We start from the raw sequence: 15,106 nt of genomic DNA, 5'->3' as shown, positions 1-15,106 counted from the left end.
TGCCATGTCCAAGTTCTTCATCGGCCGGCCGATTTTTGCCTGGGTGATCGCGATCGTCGTCATGCTCGCCGGTTACCTGTCAATTCGGACCCTGCCAGTCAATCAGTACCCCAACATCGCGGCGCCTGCCGTGATCGTGACGGTGACCTATCCCGGCGCATCCGCGCAGACCGTGCAAGACACCGTGGTGCAAGTGATCGAGCAGCAGATGAACGGTCTCGATGGGCTGCGCTACATCACGTCCAATAGCAATTCGGACGGGAGCATGCAGATCATCGTGACCTTCGATCAGGGTACCGATCCCGACATCGCGCAGGTCCAGGTTCAGAACAAGCTTCAACTGGCGACACCGTTGCTGCCGCAGGAAGTGCAACAGCAGGGGATTCGCGTTGCAAAGTATCAAGTGAACTTCATGATGGTCGTCGCGCTCGTGTCCGAAGACGGGAAGATGTCGAGCTACGATCTGGGCAACTTCCTTGCGTCGAATCTTCAGGATCCAATCCTGCGCACCAAAGGCGTCGGCGACTACCTGCTGCTCGGCTCGCAATATGCGATGCGGATCTGGCTCGACCCGGCCAAACTGGATAGCTATTCACTGACGCCCACCGACGTGGCCGATGCGATTTCGGCGCAGAACGTTCAAGTGTCTTCCGGCATGTTGGCGCAGCTTCCGACCACCAAAGGCGTGGAACTCAACGCAACCGTCATCGGCAAGGTCCGGCTCAAGACCGCGGACCAATTCCGCAATATCTTGCTCAAGGTGAACAAGGACGGCTCCCAGGTTCGCCTGAAGGATATTGCAACGGTGGGGCTTGGCGCCGAAACGTATTCGATTTCGAGTCTCTACAACGGCAAGCCGTCGGCCGGTCTCGCGTTGCGCCTGGCCACCGGTGCCAATGTGCTCGATACGGTGAACGCGGTACGGCGTGTGCTGGACGAGAAGAAGGACATTCTTCCGCCGGGCGTCAAGATCGTCGTGCCGTACGACACGTCGCCCGTGGTCAACGCGTCGATGCATGAGGTCGTGAAGACCTTGATCGAAGGGATCGTGCTGGTGTTCCTCGTGATGTATCTGTTCATGCAGAACCTGCGCGCCACGTTGATCCCGACGCTGGCCGTGCCGGTCGTGTTGCTCGGCACGTTTGGTGTCCTGGCGGCGGCGGGATTCACGATGAATACGCTGACCATGTTCGGCATGGTGCTCGCAATCGGTCTCCTGGTGGACGATGCCATCGTGGTGGTCGAGAACGTCGAGCGGGTGATGGTGGAAGAAGGGTTGAGCCCCCGCGAAGCGACGAAGAAGTCGATGGGCCAGATTCAGGGTGCTTTGGTGGGCATCGCGATGGTTCTTTCCGCGGTGTTTTTGCCGATGGCATTTTTTGGCGGATCGACCGGTGTGATTTACCGTCAGTTCTCCATCACGATTGTCTCGGCGATGACGATTTCGGTGCTCATGGCGATGGTATTTACACCAGCCCTTTGTGCGACGCTTCTGAAGCCGCCTGCACAAGATCACCACGATAAGAAAGGCTTTTTCGGCTGGTTCAATCGGATGTTCGAGCGCAACGCCGATCGCTATCAAAACGTGGTAACGCGGGTGATTGCCAGGAAAGCCCTGTTCATGGGCGTCTACGGCGTGATCGTGTTGTGTCTCGGCTTTCTGTTCACGAAAGTGCCAACCGCATTCCTGCCCGACGAGGACCAGGGGCAGATGTTCGTGCAGGTGCAGATGCCGCCGAACTCGTCGGCCGAGCGTACCGAGAAAGTGATCACGCAGGTTCGGAACTACCTGCTTGAACATGAAAGTGGTGCGATCGACTCCGTATTCACGGTGAACGGTTTCAACTTCGCTGGCCGCGGACAGAACTCGGCGATGGCTTTCGTCGCAATGAAGCCTTGGGATAAGCGAACGGGCCGTGATCCATCCGTGTTCGGCGTCGCCCAGCGCGCATTCGGTCCGTTTTCCGCGATCCGAGACGGCATGGTCATCCCAATTGTGCCGCCGGCCATTCTCGAACTCGGCAACGCGAAGGGCTTCGATATTTTTCTCGAAGACGATACCGGTCAAGGGCATGAAGCCCTGATGGCAGCGCGAGACAAATTCCTCGAACTGGCCGCGAAGGATCCCTTATTGATCAACGTGCGCCCGAACGGGATGAACGACGAGCCGCAATTCCACATCAATATCGACGACGAGAAGGCGCGCTCTCAGCAAGTCAGTCTTGCTGCGATCAACGATACGATGACCGCTGCATGGGGCTCGCAATACGTCAACGATTTTATCGATCGCGGTCGAGTCAAGAAGGTGTTCATTCAGGGGCAACCCGACTCGCGGGTACGACCGGAAGATCTGAACAAGTGGTACGTACGGAACGATGCGGGTCAAATGGTGCCGTTCGCCTCGATCGCATCGGGTTCATGGGCATATGGGTCGCCGAAACTCGAGCGATACAACGGCATTCCCGCGGTCGAGTTGCAGGGCGAGCCCGAGCCAGGCCACAGCTCGGGCGAGGCGATGCTCGAACTGGAGAAGATCGCGGCGCAGTTGCCCCATGGTTTCAGCATCAAGCCCACCGGCCTCTCTTTTGAGGAGAAGCTTTCCGGATCGCAGGCGCCGGCCCTGTATGTGCTTTCGATCCTGATCGTGTTTCTGTGTCTCGCCGCGCTGTATGAAAGCTGGTCCGTGCCGTTCTCCGTGCTGCTGGTGATTCCGCTCGGCGTGATCGGCGCGGTTTGCGCGACCTTGATGCGCGGCTTGAACAACGACGTGTTTTTCCAGGTCGGCCTGTTGACCACCGTGGGCCTGTCTGCGAAAAACGCGATCCTGATCGTCGAGTTCGCGAAGGACTTGCACGAGCGTCACGATGTGCCGCTGGCGCAGGCCGCAATCCAGGCGGCGCGCCTTCGCCTGCGTCCGATCATCATGACGTCCGTGGCGTTCGTGCTCGGCGTCGCGCCGCTCACGATCTCGCATGGCGCGGGTTCGGGTAGCCAGCACTCGGTAGGCACCGGCGTCGTGGGCGGAATGATGACGGCGACGTTCCTCGCCATTTTCTTCGTGCCGCTGTTTTACGTGCTGATCACCGGCCTGTTCGCACGCCGCAAGAAGAAAGGCGGCAATGAGTGCAAGGAGGTCAAGGCATGATGCATTTCAAACTGACGAAAATAGTCCTGGCGTGCGGGGTGTTTGCATTGAGTGCCTGCACGATGGAGCCGAAATATGTCCGCCCGGCGCTGCCCGTATCGGCGACCTATGCGCAAGCGGATCAAATGAGGACCACGAACGTTTCACCGTCCGACGTGGCATGGGAAGCCTATTACCCGAATGCCGAATTGCGCGGTTTGATTGCGTTGGCGATCGCCAATAATCGCGATCTGAGGGTATCGGTGCTCAATATCGAGCGGGCAAGAGCCCAGTATCGAATCCAACGGGCCGATCTGCTGCCGACCCTGGCCGCTCAGGCCGGCGGCAATGTCGCGCGCATGCCGTCGGATCTATCGGCCACCGGGCAATCCGGCGTGACGCACGACTATTCGGTGGGCGGCGCGGTTGCGTCGTACGAGCTCGACCTCTTTGGGCGTGTGCGAAGTCTCACCCGGCAGGCCCTTCAGGCCTACCTTGCCACCGAGCAGGCGCGTCGCGCGGTGCAAATCAGTCTCGTCTCCGAGGTAGCGAATGCCTGGTTGACCTTGCAGGCCGATCACCAACTGTATCTGTTGGCTCGGCAGACGAGGGAGAGTCAGTCGGGAACGCTGTCCATGATCGATTCGGGCTATCGAGCCGGAACCTCGACTGCACTCGATCTCAACCAGGCGAGATCGCAGGTTCGGTCGGCGCAAGCCGCTGTGGCTCGCTACGATCGGCAGATCAAACTGGATCACAACGCGCTCACGCTGCTGGTCGGCAGCACGATTCCGGCCGAATGGATGACGTATGTGCCACTGGAATCGATTCGTCTCGACGAACATCTCGATGCCGGCGCGCCGTCGGACCTGCTGACTCGCCGGCCGGACATCATCGAGGCAGAGAATCAACTCAAGGCCGCGAACGCCAACATCGGCGCCGCGCGGGCCGCCTTCTTCCCGCGCATCGTGCTGACGGCGTCGGGCGGAACAGCCAGTGCCTCGCTCAGCGGCCTCTTCGATCCCGGCAGCGCGGCGTGGTCGTTCGGTCCGTCGATCAGCGTGCCGATCTTCGATTTTGGCCGTAATGCGGCGAACCTCGAAGTCTCCAAGGTTCAGCGCGAAATCGAGGTCGAGAATTATCGAAAGGCGATTCAGCTGGCATTCCGTGAAGTATCGGATGCGCTCGACGGTCGAGAGACGTTTGTGAGCCAGGAGGAAGCGCAGGCGGGCCTGGTCGCGGCGAATGCCGAGTCTTATCGGTTATCGCACGAGCGCTTCGAGAATGGCGTCAGCAGTTATCTTGACGTGCTCGTGAGCCAACGCGCGTTGTTCCAGTCCCAACAGGATTGGGTTGCCGTGCGGCTTGCGCGAGAAGCCAACGTCGTGAATCTGTATGGCGCGCTGGGTGGCGGATGGAAGACGGGCGATAAGACGGGCGCATCGGCGGCATCATCGCGTGCCGAGGTTGCCGTTCATCCGGCTGCGCACGGCGATTAAATGGGCGTGCTCAACGAGGCGTCGCCGGTGGGCGACGCCTCGTTGCATTCGAGCCGGATGCGAGGAATGCGCGTTGTATGATACCGGTCGGTAAAACGGTTGCAATGCCGGTCGCGCCGCCGACCGGTAGCTGAGGAGACTTGATGGCGCAGGACATTACATTCGGCGGCGATGCCGCGCAGGCGGAATCTGACAAGGGCATCCAGGTCGTGTCGCGCGCCGCCGCCATTCTTCGTGCGCTGGGACGGCATCCCGAAGGCTTGAGCCTTGGCGCGATCGCGGAGGAAACCGATCTTCCGCGCTCGACGGTCCAGCGTCTGGTCGGCGCGCTCGAACTGGAGCAATTCGTCGAAACCATGGGGCCGCGCGGCGGCACGCGCCTCGGGCCGGCACTCGGTCAACTGGCGCGGGCCGCGCATGGGGACATCGTCTCGGTGGCTAGGCCGCACTTGGAGTCGATGGCGAAGGCGGTCAACGAGACGGTGGCGTTGGCCGGTGCGTCGGGGCGCCGTGCGATCGTGGTCGATCGCGTGGTAGTGGAGCGCGAGTTATGCATCATGATTCCGATCGGCGTGTCGTCCAATCCCTATACGACCGGGTTGGGCAAGGCATTGCTGGCGGAACTGCCCGACGATGCGGTTCGCAAGCTGTTCGGCAATCGCATCACGCCCGAAACCACCAAGACGGTGAAGGACATGGCCGGGCTGATCGCGCAGTTGGAGCGCGTGCGGAGCGAGCAGATCGCGTATGAGCGAGAAGAGCACATCGAGGACGTGTGCTCGATTGCAACGCCGATCGACACGTTCCTGGGACCCTATTCGATCGGCATCGCCGTACCGAAAGCACGCTTCGATTCGAACATCGCGTTGTTCGAGCGCGAGCTGCGAAAATGTAAGAAACTCATCGAGGCCGAAGTCGGCCGTTGAGCCCGCTGGCCAAGGCCTTCTCTCAGGCCGATCTGCCGGTGTGCAAACAGTCACCGGATCGGGCATCGACTTTTAACGGTGCTTGTCCGGATGTCATTCACGTACCGAAGCGAGTGCGTGTGCATGGCAACCATGGCGCAACCATGAGCGCATTCGGTGCGTCGTCCGCGTCCGTGCCCGGACCTCATCGGGCCATCTTCGCAATGCCCTCGAACAGCGCCAGATTCAAGCGCTTCAGTTCGTTATTCGCGGGCGCGGGTTGTGCCGAGAACTTGGCGATCACCGTCTCGCTCGCCGGGTCGACATACAGCCACTGGCCATGAATGCCGATGGCAAAGCCGGCGCCGTTGCCATTCCCTCGCTGATACCACTTGTTTCGATAGCGTCCGTCGGGCAGCCAATCCGCGAAGCTGCCATTGCGCCAGGCTTCGGCGCTTCCGCCGTGGCGCGTATCGTCGATCCAGGCGCGCGGGATTAGCCGCCGTCCGTCGATTTCCCCGCCAACACGCACGAGTTCGCCGATCCTCGCGAGATCGCGGATGGCCATGCACAGGCCGCCGCCCGAACGTGCGGTGCCGGCGATGTCCACGGTCAGGTAGCCGTCGGCACGCAGTCCGAGCGGCTGCCACAAACGGGCGGATGCGAAATCCGCGTAGCGCTGGCCCGAGGCGCGTTCGATCACGAGGCCGAGCACATCCGAATTGGGCGAGCAGTAATGAAACGGCCCGCCGTGTTCGCCGGCTCCCTTGGGCAAGGCCGCCAGCAGATCGATCACGGTTTCCCGTGGCTCGCCGTCGCGCCGAGGGTCCCACAATCCAGCCCGGCGGTATCGAGAATAGAGGCCGTGCGGATCGAGATAATCCTCGTCGAACGCGAGACTGGTGCGCATGTCGAGCACATGCCGGACGCTCGCATCGCCGAACGCCGACGATTTCAACTCGGGAACGTAGTGCGCGACCGGTGCATCGGGATCGAGCAGCCCGTCGCCGTGCAGGATGCCGGCGAGCAGGCCCGCCACCGATTTGCTGGCCGAGAACAGGATATGGCGGCTTTGCAGCGTGAAGTGCGGCGCGAGCCAGTCGGCGACGATGCGACCCGCGCGCATCACGGTGAGGCCGTCGGTGCAGGTGTCGTGCAGGATCGACGACACCGTGCGGCGCACGCCGTCGATGGTCAGCGCCTGCCCGACCAGCGCGGCGGCATCGACGGGGGCCGTTTCGGCGAGGCCGGATGCGGCGACGATGCGCGTCGACGGAATGATCTCGTGCAAGTGGCGGAAGGCCCAGACATTCCACGGCGCGTCGCGCCAGTTGTGCTGGCCTACGGCGTCGCGGCGAAATCCGTAGTCCTGTTCGAATCGGGAGGCAGTCATGAGGCGTGGCGATGGAGGATCAATGAATGTGTCGCAGGAAATCGCGAAAACGCTCGCTGGGCGGTGCGGAAAGCAGCCGTGACGGATCGCCGTCGTGAACCAGCCGGCCCGCCTCCATGAACAGCAGGCGCGTGCCCACTCGCTGCGCGAAGCCCATTTCATGCGTGACGACGACCATCGTCATGCCCTCGGCCGCGAGCGTCTGCATGACCTTGAGCACTTCCTCGCGCAGTTCGGGGTCGAGCGCCGAAGTCGGTTCGTCGAACAGCATCAACTGCGGCTGGATCGCCAGCGCTCTCGCGATGGCGACGCGCTGCTGCTGGCCGCCCGAGAGTTGCGACGGATAGTGGTTCATGCGCTCGGACAGCCCGACCTTCTGCAACAGCGAACGCGCGATGTCGTTGGCCTCGGCGCGCGACTTGCCGCGTGCGCGGATCGGCCCGAACATCACGTTCTGCAGCGCCGTCAGGTTCGGGAACAGGTTGAACTGCTGAAATACCATGCCCGCTTCGAGCCGGATACGCCGCACGTCGCGCGCGCTGCCCAGCACGCTGATGCCGTCGACGCGCAGGTCGCCCCCACTGAGCGTTTCGAGCCCGTTGATACAGCGCAGCATCGTCGATTTGCCCGAACCGGACGGGCCGACGATCACCATCACTTCGCCGCGCTCGACCGTCAGATCGAGCGGATGCAGCACGAGGTGCTGCCCGAACTGTTTCGAGGCCTGCCGGAATTCGATCATGCTCATCTCAGGCGTACTCTCCGTTCAAGAACTCGCAAGCCCAGCGCAAGCAGGCTGATCACGAGCAGGTAGATGCAGGCCACGGCGGTCCAGATTTCCACCGCCCGAAAATTTTCCGCCATGATTTCCTGGCCGCGCCGGGTCAGTTCGCCCACGCCGATCACGAGAAAGATCGACGTGTCCTTGACCAGATTCACGAACTGATTGCCCATCGCCGGCAGTGCCCGCCGCATCGCGATCGGCGCGATCACGTGGGCGAGCACGCGGTGAAACGGCAGGCCCATCGCGAGACCGGCTTCCCGCAGCCCGCCGGGCACCGCGTCGAGCGCGCCGCGCACGATCTCCGCGTTGTAGGCGCCCGAGTTGACGATCAGCGTGATGATGGCGGCGCTGGTGCCGCTGATGCGCACGTTCATCATGATCGGCAGTGCGAAGTAGACGAACATCACCTGCACCACGATCGGCGTGCCGCGTATCAGCGCGACGTACAACTGCGCGGGCAGCATCGCGAGCCGCCCGCCGTAGGTCAGCGCCACGCCCGCGATCCCCCCCAGCACGAGACCGCCGGCGAGGCCCGCCAGCGCGATCAGGATGGTCAGCCGAAGCCCTTGCATCAGATCGGGCAATGCGGCCAGCATGGCCGCCCAGTCGAAGTTCATGCCGAGCGCTCTCCGAACCACTTGCGATTCAATGCGTCGAGCCGTCCGTCGGCCTTCATCGCGGCGAGTTGCTGGTTGGCGGCGGCCACCAGCGGGCTGCCTTTCTGGAAGCCGATCCCGACATCGAGCCCTTCCAGCGGCGGCTGCACGACGCGCACCTTGCCCTTGCCGCCGGTGTTGGCGTAGTAGAGCAGCAGCGGCTTGTCGTACACGACCGCATCGGTGCGGCCCGCCAGCAGCGCGAGCAGCGCATTGTTGATGCTCGGAAGCTGCTCGATCGTCGCGTCCTTGATGTGTTCGCGGATGTACCCCACCGCCACCGTGCCGGTTTCGGTGCCGATGCGCTTGCCGGCGAGGTCGGCGGGCGAGTGGATGCTGGTGTTGTCGATGCGGGTGAGCGAGATCAGCCCGCTCTTGTAGTACGGCATCGAGAAATCGATCACCTGCTGGCGTTCCGGCTTGATGAACAGCTGCGACACGATCGCGTCGAGATTGCGGGTCTGCAAGGCCGGCAGCAGCGCGCCGAACTCCATCGGTTGCAGGCGCCACGTGCGCTTCATGCCCTTGGCCACTTCGCTCCACACTTCGACGTCGAAGCCGGAATAGCCGTTGCCGTCCTTGTAGGCGAATGGCGGCGCGCCCACGTTCGAGCCGATCACGAGTTCCGCGTCATCGGCGCGGACCACACGGGAGAGCAAAGCGGCGGGCGCCGCGGCGAGGCCGAGTTGCAAAAGTTGACGACGATTCATGGTCTTCTCCACGTTGGAGGGTCGTTGCGGGTCGGCTTTGCCGATCGTTTGTAAGACGGGATGCGAGGCGCGATTTGATGTATCAGGACGGTTCTAGGCCGTCGCCGGGCGCGCGTGCCAGCGCGACGACCAGTTCGATCTCGAGCAGCGCGCCATCCGGCAATCCGGCGACGCCGACGGCCGATCGCGCATGGTGCCCGCGTTCGCCGAGGATTGCGAGCAATAGCGTCGAGGCTTCGTCGAGCACGCGCCCGTAGTGCGCAAAGCCGGGCGCCGCATGGACGAAGCCGCGCAGGAACAGCGTGCGATCGATATCGAGCGACGCCGGCACGCCGGCGTGCAGCACGGCGAGCGCGCGCAGCACGCAGGTGTGCGCCGCGTGCCGGATCGTCTCGGGCGGCGTCGAGTCGCTCACCGGGCCGGCAATCACGCCGCCTTCGATCCGGCAGACCTGGCCGCTCACGTAGGCAATATCGTCATGAATCACCACGCTCTCGTAGGCGCCACGCGGCGCGGGCGCGGCGGGCAGCGCGAGGCCGAGTTGCGCGATTCGATGTGCCAGGTCCGACGTCATGACGGTGATCCCGGTTGCGTTTCGATGACCACCCGTCCGCCTAGCCAGCAACCGTCCGGCACGCCGCTCCGGTCGCTGTCTTCGAAACTGAAGCGCACGGAAATCTGCGAAGGGCGATGCATCACGCGGCCCTGACGGATCGTGACCGCCTGAACAGAAGATTCGATCGCGCCGCTGGCAAGCAGTCCGAACGAAAGTGCCGAAGCCGCGATGCCGGTGGCGGCGTCCTCGGGGTAGCCGGAGGCGCGCGGGAACTGCCGCGCATCGAACACAGCCTGCGCTGCGTCGTGCGCGGCATAGGGATAAAGCCCGGTCGAGCCGATTTGCTCGCACAACGCTTCGATCTGGTCGAAGCGCGGCTGCAATGCATCGAGATCGGCCACGCTGGCGAGCGGGACCAAGGTTTTCACGCGGCTGGTGCAGGCGTTCTGGATCGGCAGCGGCGCCAGTTGCGCCTCGGTGATGCCGAGCACGTCGAGAATCGCGCGCCGCGTGGGCCGATCGTCCAGCGCTTCGACGCTGCCCGCCGGTTGCGAGATCTCGACCGCTGCGCCGTCGCTGGATTCACCGGTGATGCGCGCCAGTACCACGCCGCTGCGCGTCAGGATGCGGAGCCGGTCGCGCTGCAAGCGCCCGTCGCGGTGAAGCAGCCAGACCGCGCCGACGGTGGCGTGGCCGCACATCGACATTTCGTGGTTGGGCACCCAGAAGCGAAACTCGAAGTCGCAACCCGAACCGGCCGGCGCCGGGATGACGAAGCCGCTTTCGTGGCCGTAGCGTTGCGCGACCGCCTGCATCTCGGCATCGGACATGCCTTCGGCGTCCGTCACGATGGGGGCGGGGTTGCCGCCGCCTGGCGCGGCGGCGAATACGTTGACGAGTTCGACTGCGGGGTGTCGGGTCATTGCGGCGTATGCCCCGCCAATCGGGGCCTGGTTTTCCATGCGATCAGGTTACGGAAATCCACGCCGTGCCGCGCGTTTCGGCGGGCCGCGCCAGTTGATCGAACGGGCCATGGCGGTGCCGGACGCCGGTTTTTGTACTGCTATGCTGCGTGACACGGTTTCATGCAGGACATCGCGGCATCGGCGAATCGGTGCGCGATCGTGTTCTGGTCGAATGGGAGGTGAGGGATGCTGCGTTCGTTCGATGAAGTCAGCCGGCCGGCCGACAAATCGCTACTCGTTTCTGCCGGCGACGGTTGCGCGACGCTCACCGGACGCGGCAGCTACGCCATGCCCTGGCATTGGCACGATTGTCTGATGTTCATCCTGCCCAGCCTCGGGGCGGTCGAGATCCGGCATGAAGACCGGCGCGCCGGCATCTGGCTGTCGCAGGATCGCTTCGCGGTGATGCCGTCCGAGCACGCGCACCAGACGCGCGCCGCGTGCGCGCCCCACACGCACGTCGCGCTTTATGTCACGGCTGATGCGCTGCGCAGGCTCGATACCGGTGTCGGATCGCTCGATGCGTTTCGGCGGCGTACTCGCAAACCCACGCTGTTTCGCAAATCCGCCACCATCCGCAATCTGCAGGACCTGTCGCTGCGCGCCGATCTCGGCGCCTATGGCAGCGAGGCGACACGGCAGGCGCTGGCGGCGGCGCTGCTGATGCAGTGCATCGGGGAGGTCATCGCGGGGCACGGCGAATCGGCGCGGTCGCCAGCGGAACATGGCATGGCGCTGGTCGCGGATATCGAAGCCTATGTGACGTCCCATGTCGACCGGGATATTCCGCTCGATGCGCTCGAGCAGCGGTTCGGGGCGTCGCATCGGCATATCACGCGCCTGTTTCGTGAACGGACGGGGCTGTCGATCGGGGAGTTTCAGCAGCGTGTGCGTTATCGGATCGCCTGCGAGTTGCTGACGCAGACGGATTTGCCGATCGGGGAGGTGGCGTTTCGGGTTGGGTTCGCGAGTGGCGCGGCACTGGCGCATGCGATGCGGCGGATCGGGGGGCATTCGCCTTCGGAATTGCGGGTGGGGGCGGGGGGAGGTGAGGGGGAGAGTTGGTGTATTGCAGGTGCTATTTAGTTGAATTGCGGTTCTCGGAAAAACGAGGATTAAATCTATTGATTTACAGCGTCTGTGGGCATCTACTGCCGACACGATGCAATTCCTGAGTAGGAATCCACCCCGGGAAATATGAAGGGTGCGGCCGTCGATGCGCAGAAACTAGGTTTTCATGATCGCGCCAGGAAGTCGATTCCGTGGGCGCGCACGCCATAGAGCGATTGTCCCCAGGTAAATATATTGGTCGAGACAGCGATTGGTTTCGCTCGGGTGGCAGTGCTTCTGTGCAATCATCGAGACCAATGATTTGATTCTGTCTTGAGTTGGTAACTATGGCAGCAGCTACCGGCCATGAGCGGCCAATTGGCGTTATATACTATCCGACGGCATGTGGCTGGTTTCCCGACGCGCAACAAGAATTTTTTACAATATCACTAAAAAAGGAAGGTATGCAGAAAGCTTGGTGGACTCATCCTGAAAGGCGAGACATCCGTCTCTGGAGATATATGGATCTCTCAAAATTTGCGTCGATGCTTCAGTCAAGCGCTGTTCACTTTGCACGTGCGGACCAACTTGGTGATCCATTTGAAGGATCAGTCGGACCAGCAAATGTAAATGTAGACAGCTATCTGGCGACGCTTACACCAAAAGACCTCGAAAGCACACGTGAACGGGTTCTGCAGGGGAAGTGGTCCGAGGAACGTTTTCCTTTCGAACGCCTCTCAGATGATGAACGCTTCCGTGGAAGAGTTGAATATTACCTTAATCTGGGATCGCATAATCGCGAGGCGATGACCAGGGAGGTCTATATAAGCTGCTGGCATATGAACGAATTGGAATCGGCTGCGATGTGGAAGCTGTATAGCAGATCGTCCGATTCTGTGTGTGTGCAAGTACGCTTTGACCAACTCTTCGAGAATTTGAGTATAAATTATGGAGCGACCATATTGGCATCCGAGGTCACATATGTCGATTTGGCTACTCATCGCATGGACGAATCCAATGCATTCATTCCTCTAGTCCATAAGCGCTCCTCTTTTTCGCATGAGCGAGAGCTGAGATATCTGATATGGCCTCATGGCAATCAAATTAATAATGGATTGTCGAATAATGGAGTCGGGCCAATCGCAGTTCCAATTAACCTAAACCTTACAATCGAAAGTATTCGCGTTAATCCGGAGGCTCCAGAATGGTTCCGATCAGTAGTCGAGTCACTGGCAATGAAGTACGGCTTAGACGCTCCAGTAACTTCGTCGTCGTTGAATGGGACCCCGTTGTTTTGAGAAGAATCGCGTTCCCCATGCAGCGATCTCACCGGTGAGCATGGTTTGTCGTTCTTCGTATCTAGGCCAGTCAAACGACTGCCTCATCAGCCGCTGCAGTCATTCCAGATCTCTGTCTCGAACAGATACTTCGGATAGAAAACGGTCTGTCGTATTCGGCTGTTTTCGGCTGTAGTGCTGCGGAATCTAACGGTTCGCACACGCAATTGGCGAACTCGCCGCTATCTGGCCTTATGACTGAAGGCCCCGTCAGGATTCGCGTAGGGGTTGACGTCCTTCCGCGCTACAGCCGTGCTCGGGTCGGACATGCCCATCTGCTCGCGCAGCGGCGCAGGCGTGTATTTGCCGGGCTTTGCATCGGGCTTGATGTCTTCGAGCCCCCAGCTCCATGCATCCAGCATGCGCTTGGCGACTTCGCGGAAATCAGGGTATTGGTCTGCGAACTCGGACACCCTCGGCGTGACCTGGTGAACTGCAGCCGAGACGCGCTCGACAGCCTCCCCCAGATCCGCCTTGCTCAGGCCAAGCCGCGCACCACCGTAACTCTGCAGCAGTGCGCCTGACGCCCAAACCCGCTTGCCCTTGACAGGCAGCGCCGGGATCGCCGATGCATATTTCGGATAGACGGTACCGCTGAGAACGTCGTAGACAGGCGCGAGCCGCACGTCGTCGCGGTTGGTGTAGACGAGCGCGAAGTTCTTCAGGTGGGCATCCTGATTGTGGACTGCATGATTCAGCAGCAACAGGGTGAAGAGCCGTCGGGCATTTTCCTTGAACGCGTCGCGCGGAACATAGGTTCTGGTCAGCGTCTCAAGGAGTTCGAGTGTGCCGTTGTACTTGTTGACGGGGTCCAGGCCCTTCAGCGCGCAGTAGTCTTCCACCGCCAACGTCTGGCCGTCGTGGGGGCGGTCGAAGCGTTTCACCGCCAATACCTGCCCGTCGTCGGACAGTTGCGCGCCAGGGACGTCGAGCCCGGCCTGGCGTGCGACTTCCAGGCATAGATACTCGTTGATCGCCAGCGCCGGCAGATCATCGAAGCCCGTCTTCAGGATGTGGTCGTCGGTCCACGTGGTGGCCTTCTCCTGCAGCAGCGCCTTGGGCATCACCCCCGAGACGCCTTCCGTGATCCTGGTCTCAAGCTGGCGCAGAAGGTTGTCGCGCGAGTCGGTCGACGCGAGCAGTTCCGCCATGTTTGTCTTGCTGGTGGCCTGTTCGGGCGTCGCGCCGCGCGGCACGACCTGTACGCGGCCGATCGTGTTCGCGCCGGTGAGCGCGAGCAGCCCGAAATCGCTCACGTCGGCGTGCGGGCCGAGGTGGCGGATCATGATGTCCTTCTTGACGCCTTCCGGAAGGTTCATCTGGAAAAACGGATGCAATCGGGGCCACACATACGACGCCGCGCGCACGGGCATCAGCAGCGAGACCTGGCTCTCTTCCGCAGCATCGGGCAGGTATGTGAAAACGAACTGGCCGCCCTCTTCAACGAGGGTGCCGACCACCTGGCCTCGAACGTAGACGTCAAGGGGATCGCGGCTCATGACTTTTCCTCTGTCGCCTTGAGGCGCTGCACGGCGCGCAGCCGCACGCGTCTGGGCGTGCCGCCCGGACCATCCGGCAGATCTTCAGGGTCGTCCAGCACGTCGTCGAGCGTGCGTTGATGCCCTCGGCGGCGCGCAAGAATCTCGAGCCCGACGGCATCGAACAGGCTGAGCATCTTGACCGCGCCCAGCTCGGGCAGCGAGCCAGTCTCGAACAGGCTGATGCGTTCGCGCGGCAAGCCGCTCAGTTTGGCGACGTGTTGTTGCGTCAGGTTCGCTGCGAGCCGGGCCTCCCGGAACGCTTCCCCTAGTTCGGCTAAATTCATGTGATGTATATCTCACATTATCAGTTTTCAGGATGATAGTGTATCGTATACATCACAATAATGATGCCAAGTGTCTATGCTTGATGTGACGTATACATCGCATTAAAAGCATAGAGAAAATTAATGTGATGTATACGTCACAAACAGATCCGCGACTGCGGGGCCGTGAAATCGCGGATAGGTCCTCACGCCCCTACTAATCCCCCATCAGCGCCTCAACCTCCCAACCCCCCCGGGTCCACATTCCCCCCGCAGATCACCACCGCCACCCTCTCCCCCGGCGAGCGAACATAAGCCCCCGC

Annotated in this window: 13 protein-coding genes; 5 read left to right on the top strand and 8 right to left on the bottom strand. The window is 61.8% G+C overall.

Features of this window, described 5'->3' with window-relative positions:
* Positions 1 to 4: 4 nt before the first annotated feature.
* From ACYP33_RS02120 to ACYP33_RS02110, 3 genes are all read left to right on the top strand, one after another.
* Positions 5 to 3,145 (top strand): efflux RND transporter permease subunit, encoded by a 3,141-nt coding sequence (locus ACYP33_RS02120; RefSeq protein ID WP_459619419.1) that lies wholly within the window; start codon positions 5 to 7, stop codon positions 3,143 to 3,145.
* A complete protein-coding gene (locus tag ACYP33_RS02115) occupies positions 3,142 to 4,623 on the top strand; it encodes an efflux transporter outer membrane subunit (RefSeq protein ID WP_414448502.1) in 1,482 nt (493 codons plus the stop codon). Before ACYP33_RS02120 ends, ACYP33_RS02115 begins: the two co-directional genes overlap by 4 nt.
* 143 nt (positions 4,624 to 4,766) lie before the next feature.
* Entirely contained in the window at positions 4,767 to 5,549 is a 783-nt protein-coding gene (locus ACYP33_RS02110; protein WP_414449131.1) for an IclR family transcriptional regulator, read from the top strand.
* A gap of 184 nt (positions 5,550 to 5,733) precedes the next feature.
* On the opposite strand, the gene ACYP33_RS02105 is transcribed toward ACYP33_RS02110, so the two are convergent.
* The 6 genes from ACYP33_RS02105 to ACYP33_RS02080 all read right to left on the bottom strand — a co-directional run bounded on the left by ACYP33_RS02105 (position 5,734) and on the right by ACYP33_RS02080 (position 10,589).
* On the bottom strand, positions 5,734 to 6,921 hold the full coding sequence (locus ACYP33_RS02105) for a serine hydrolase domain-containing protein (protein WP_459619416.1): 1,188 nt from the start codon (positions 6,919 to 6,921) through the stop codon (positions 5,734 to 5,736).
* Positions 6,922 to 6,940: 19 nt separating this feature from the next.
* Positions 6,941 to 7,669, bottom strand: a complete 729-nt coding sequence (glnQ, locus tag ACYP33_RS02100; protein ID WP_414448500.1) for a glutamine ABC transporter ATP-binding protein GlnQ — start codon at positions 7,667 to 7,669, stop codon at positions 6,941 to 6,943.
* Positions 7,666 to 8,322, bottom strand: coding sequence for a glutamine ABC transporter permease GlnP (glnP, locus tag ACYP33_RS02095; protein WP_414448499.1), 657 nt, complete (start codon positions 8,320 to 8,322; stop codon positions 7,666 to 7,668). The genes glnQ and glnP overlap by 4 nt, the downstream gene beginning before the upstream one ends.
* Positions 8,319 to 9,071, bottom strand: a complete 753-nt coding sequence (locus tag ACYP33_RS02090; protein ID WP_459619413.1) for a transporter substrate-binding domain-containing protein — start codon at positions 9,069 to 9,071, stop codon at positions 8,319 to 8,321. Before ACYP33_RS02090 ends, glnP begins: the two co-directional genes overlap by 4 nt.
* Positions 9,072 to 9,153: 82 nt before the next feature.
* Complete coding sequence (locus ACYP33_RS02085; protein ID WP_459619411.1) at positions 9,154 to 9,645, bottom strand: RidA family protein; 492 nt, start codon at positions 9,643 to 9,645, stop codon at positions 9,154 to 9,156.
* Entirely contained in the window at positions 9,642 to 10,589 is a 948-nt protein-coding gene (locus ACYP33_RS02080; protein ID WP_459619409.1) for a PhzF family phenazine biosynthesis protein, read from the bottom strand. The genes ACYP33_RS02085 and ACYP33_RS02080 overlap by 4 nt, the downstream gene beginning before the upstream one ends.
* Positions 10,590 to 10,778: 189 nt before the next feature.
* Here ACYP33_RS02080 and ACYP33_RS02075 point away from each other — a divergent pair, with 189 nt between their 5' ends.
* Both ACYP33_RS02075 and ACYP33_RS02070 read left to right on the top strand, forming a co-directional pair.
* Positions 10,779 to 11,678, top strand: coding sequence for a helix-turn-helix domain-containing protein (locus tag ACYP33_RS02075; RefSeq protein WP_459619407.1), 900 nt, complete (start codon positions 10,779 to 10,781; stop codon positions 11,676 to 11,678).
* Between the two features lie 311 nt (positions 11,679 to 11,989).
* Positions 11,990 to 12,940, top strand: a complete 951-nt coding sequence (locus ACYP33_RS02070; protein ID WP_459619405.1) for a hypothetical protein — start codon at positions 11,990 to 11,992, stop codon at positions 12,938 to 12,940.
* Between the two features lie 221 nt (positions 12,941 to 13,161).
* Here the strand turns inward: ACYP33_RS02070 and ACYP33_RS02065 are convergent, their stop codons facing one another.
* On the bottom strand, positions 13,162 to 14,478 hold the full coding sequence (locus ACYP33_RS02065; protein ID WP_459619403.1) for a type II toxin-antitoxin system HipA family toxin: 1,317 nt from the start codon (positions 14,476 to 14,478) through the stop codon (positions 13,162 to 13,164).
* On the bottom strand, positions 14,475 to 14,804 hold the full coding sequence (locus ACYP33_RS02060; protein ID WP_459619401.1) for a helix-turn-helix domain-containing protein: 330 nt from the start codon (positions 14,802 to 14,804) through the stop codon (positions 14,475 to 14,477). Before ACYP33_RS02060 ends, ACYP33_RS02065 begins: the two co-directional genes overlap by 4 nt.
* Positions 14,805 to 15,106: the final 302 nt, after the last annotated feature.

The sequence above is a fragment of the Burkholderia sp. 3C genome, from assembly GCF_054589155.1.
The sequence above is the reverse complement of the archived record's forward strand: the minus strand, read 5'-3'. Positions and strand labels throughout refer to the sequence as shown.

What these genes read in the sequence shown, in the direction of transcription:
- ACYP33_RS02065 (WP_459619403.1), bottom strand. Translation starts at nt 14,478, where the DNA reads ATGAGCCGCGATCCCCTTGACGTCTACGTTCGAGGCCAGGTGGTCGGC.
- ACYP33_RS02060 (WP_459619401.1), bottom strand. Translation starts at nt 14,804, where the DNA reads ATGAATTTAGCCGAACTAGGGGAAGCGTTCCGGGAGGCCCGGCTCGCA.
- ACYP33_RS02105 (WP_459619416.1), bottom strand. Translation starts at nt 6,921, where the DNA reads ATGACTGCCTCCCGATTCGAACAGGACTACGGATTTCGCCGCGACGCC.
- glnQ (WP_414448500.1), bottom strand. Translation starts at nt 7,669, where the DNA reads ATGAGCATGATCGAATTCCGGCAGGCCTCGAAACAGTTCGGGCAGCAC.
- ACYP33_RS02075 (WP_459619407.1), top strand. Translation starts at nt 10,779, where the DNA reads ATGCTGCGTTCGTTCGATGAAGTCAGCCGGCCGGCCGACAAATCGCTA.
- ACYP33_RS02085 (WP_459619411.1), bottom strand. Translation starts at nt 9,645, where the DNA reads ATGACGTCGGACCTGGCACATCGAATCGCGCAACTCGGCCTCGCGCTG.
- ACYP33_RS02090 (WP_459619413.1), bottom strand. Translation starts at nt 9,071, where the DNA reads ATGAATCGTCGTCAACTTTTGCAACTCGGCCTCGCCGCGGCGCCCGCC.
- glnP (WP_414448499.1), bottom strand. Translation starts at nt 8,322, where the DNA reads ATGAACTTCGACTGGGCGGCCATGCTGGCCGCATTGCCCGATCTGATG.
- ACYP33_RS02120 (WP_459619419.1), top strand. Translation starts at nt 5, where the DNA reads ATGTCCAAGTTCTTCATCGGCCGGCCGATTTTTGCCTGGGTGATCGCG.
- ACYP33_RS02110 (WP_414449131.1), top strand. Translation starts at nt 4,767, where the DNA reads ATGGCGCAGGACATTACATTCGGCGGCGATGCCGCGCAGGCGGAATCT.
- ACYP33_RS02115 (WP_414448502.1), top strand. Translation starts at nt 3,142, where the DNA reads ATGATGCATTTCAAACTGACGAAAATAGTCCTGGCGTGCGGGGTGTTT.
- ACYP33_RS02070 (WP_459619405.1), top strand. Translation starts at nt 11,990, where the DNA reads ATGGCAGCAGCTACCGGCCATGAGCGGCCAATTGGCGTTATATACTAT.
- ACYP33_RS02080 (WP_459619409.1), bottom strand. Translation starts at nt 10,589, where the DNA reads ATGGAAAACCAGGCCCCGATTGGCGGGGCATACGCCGCAATGACCCGA.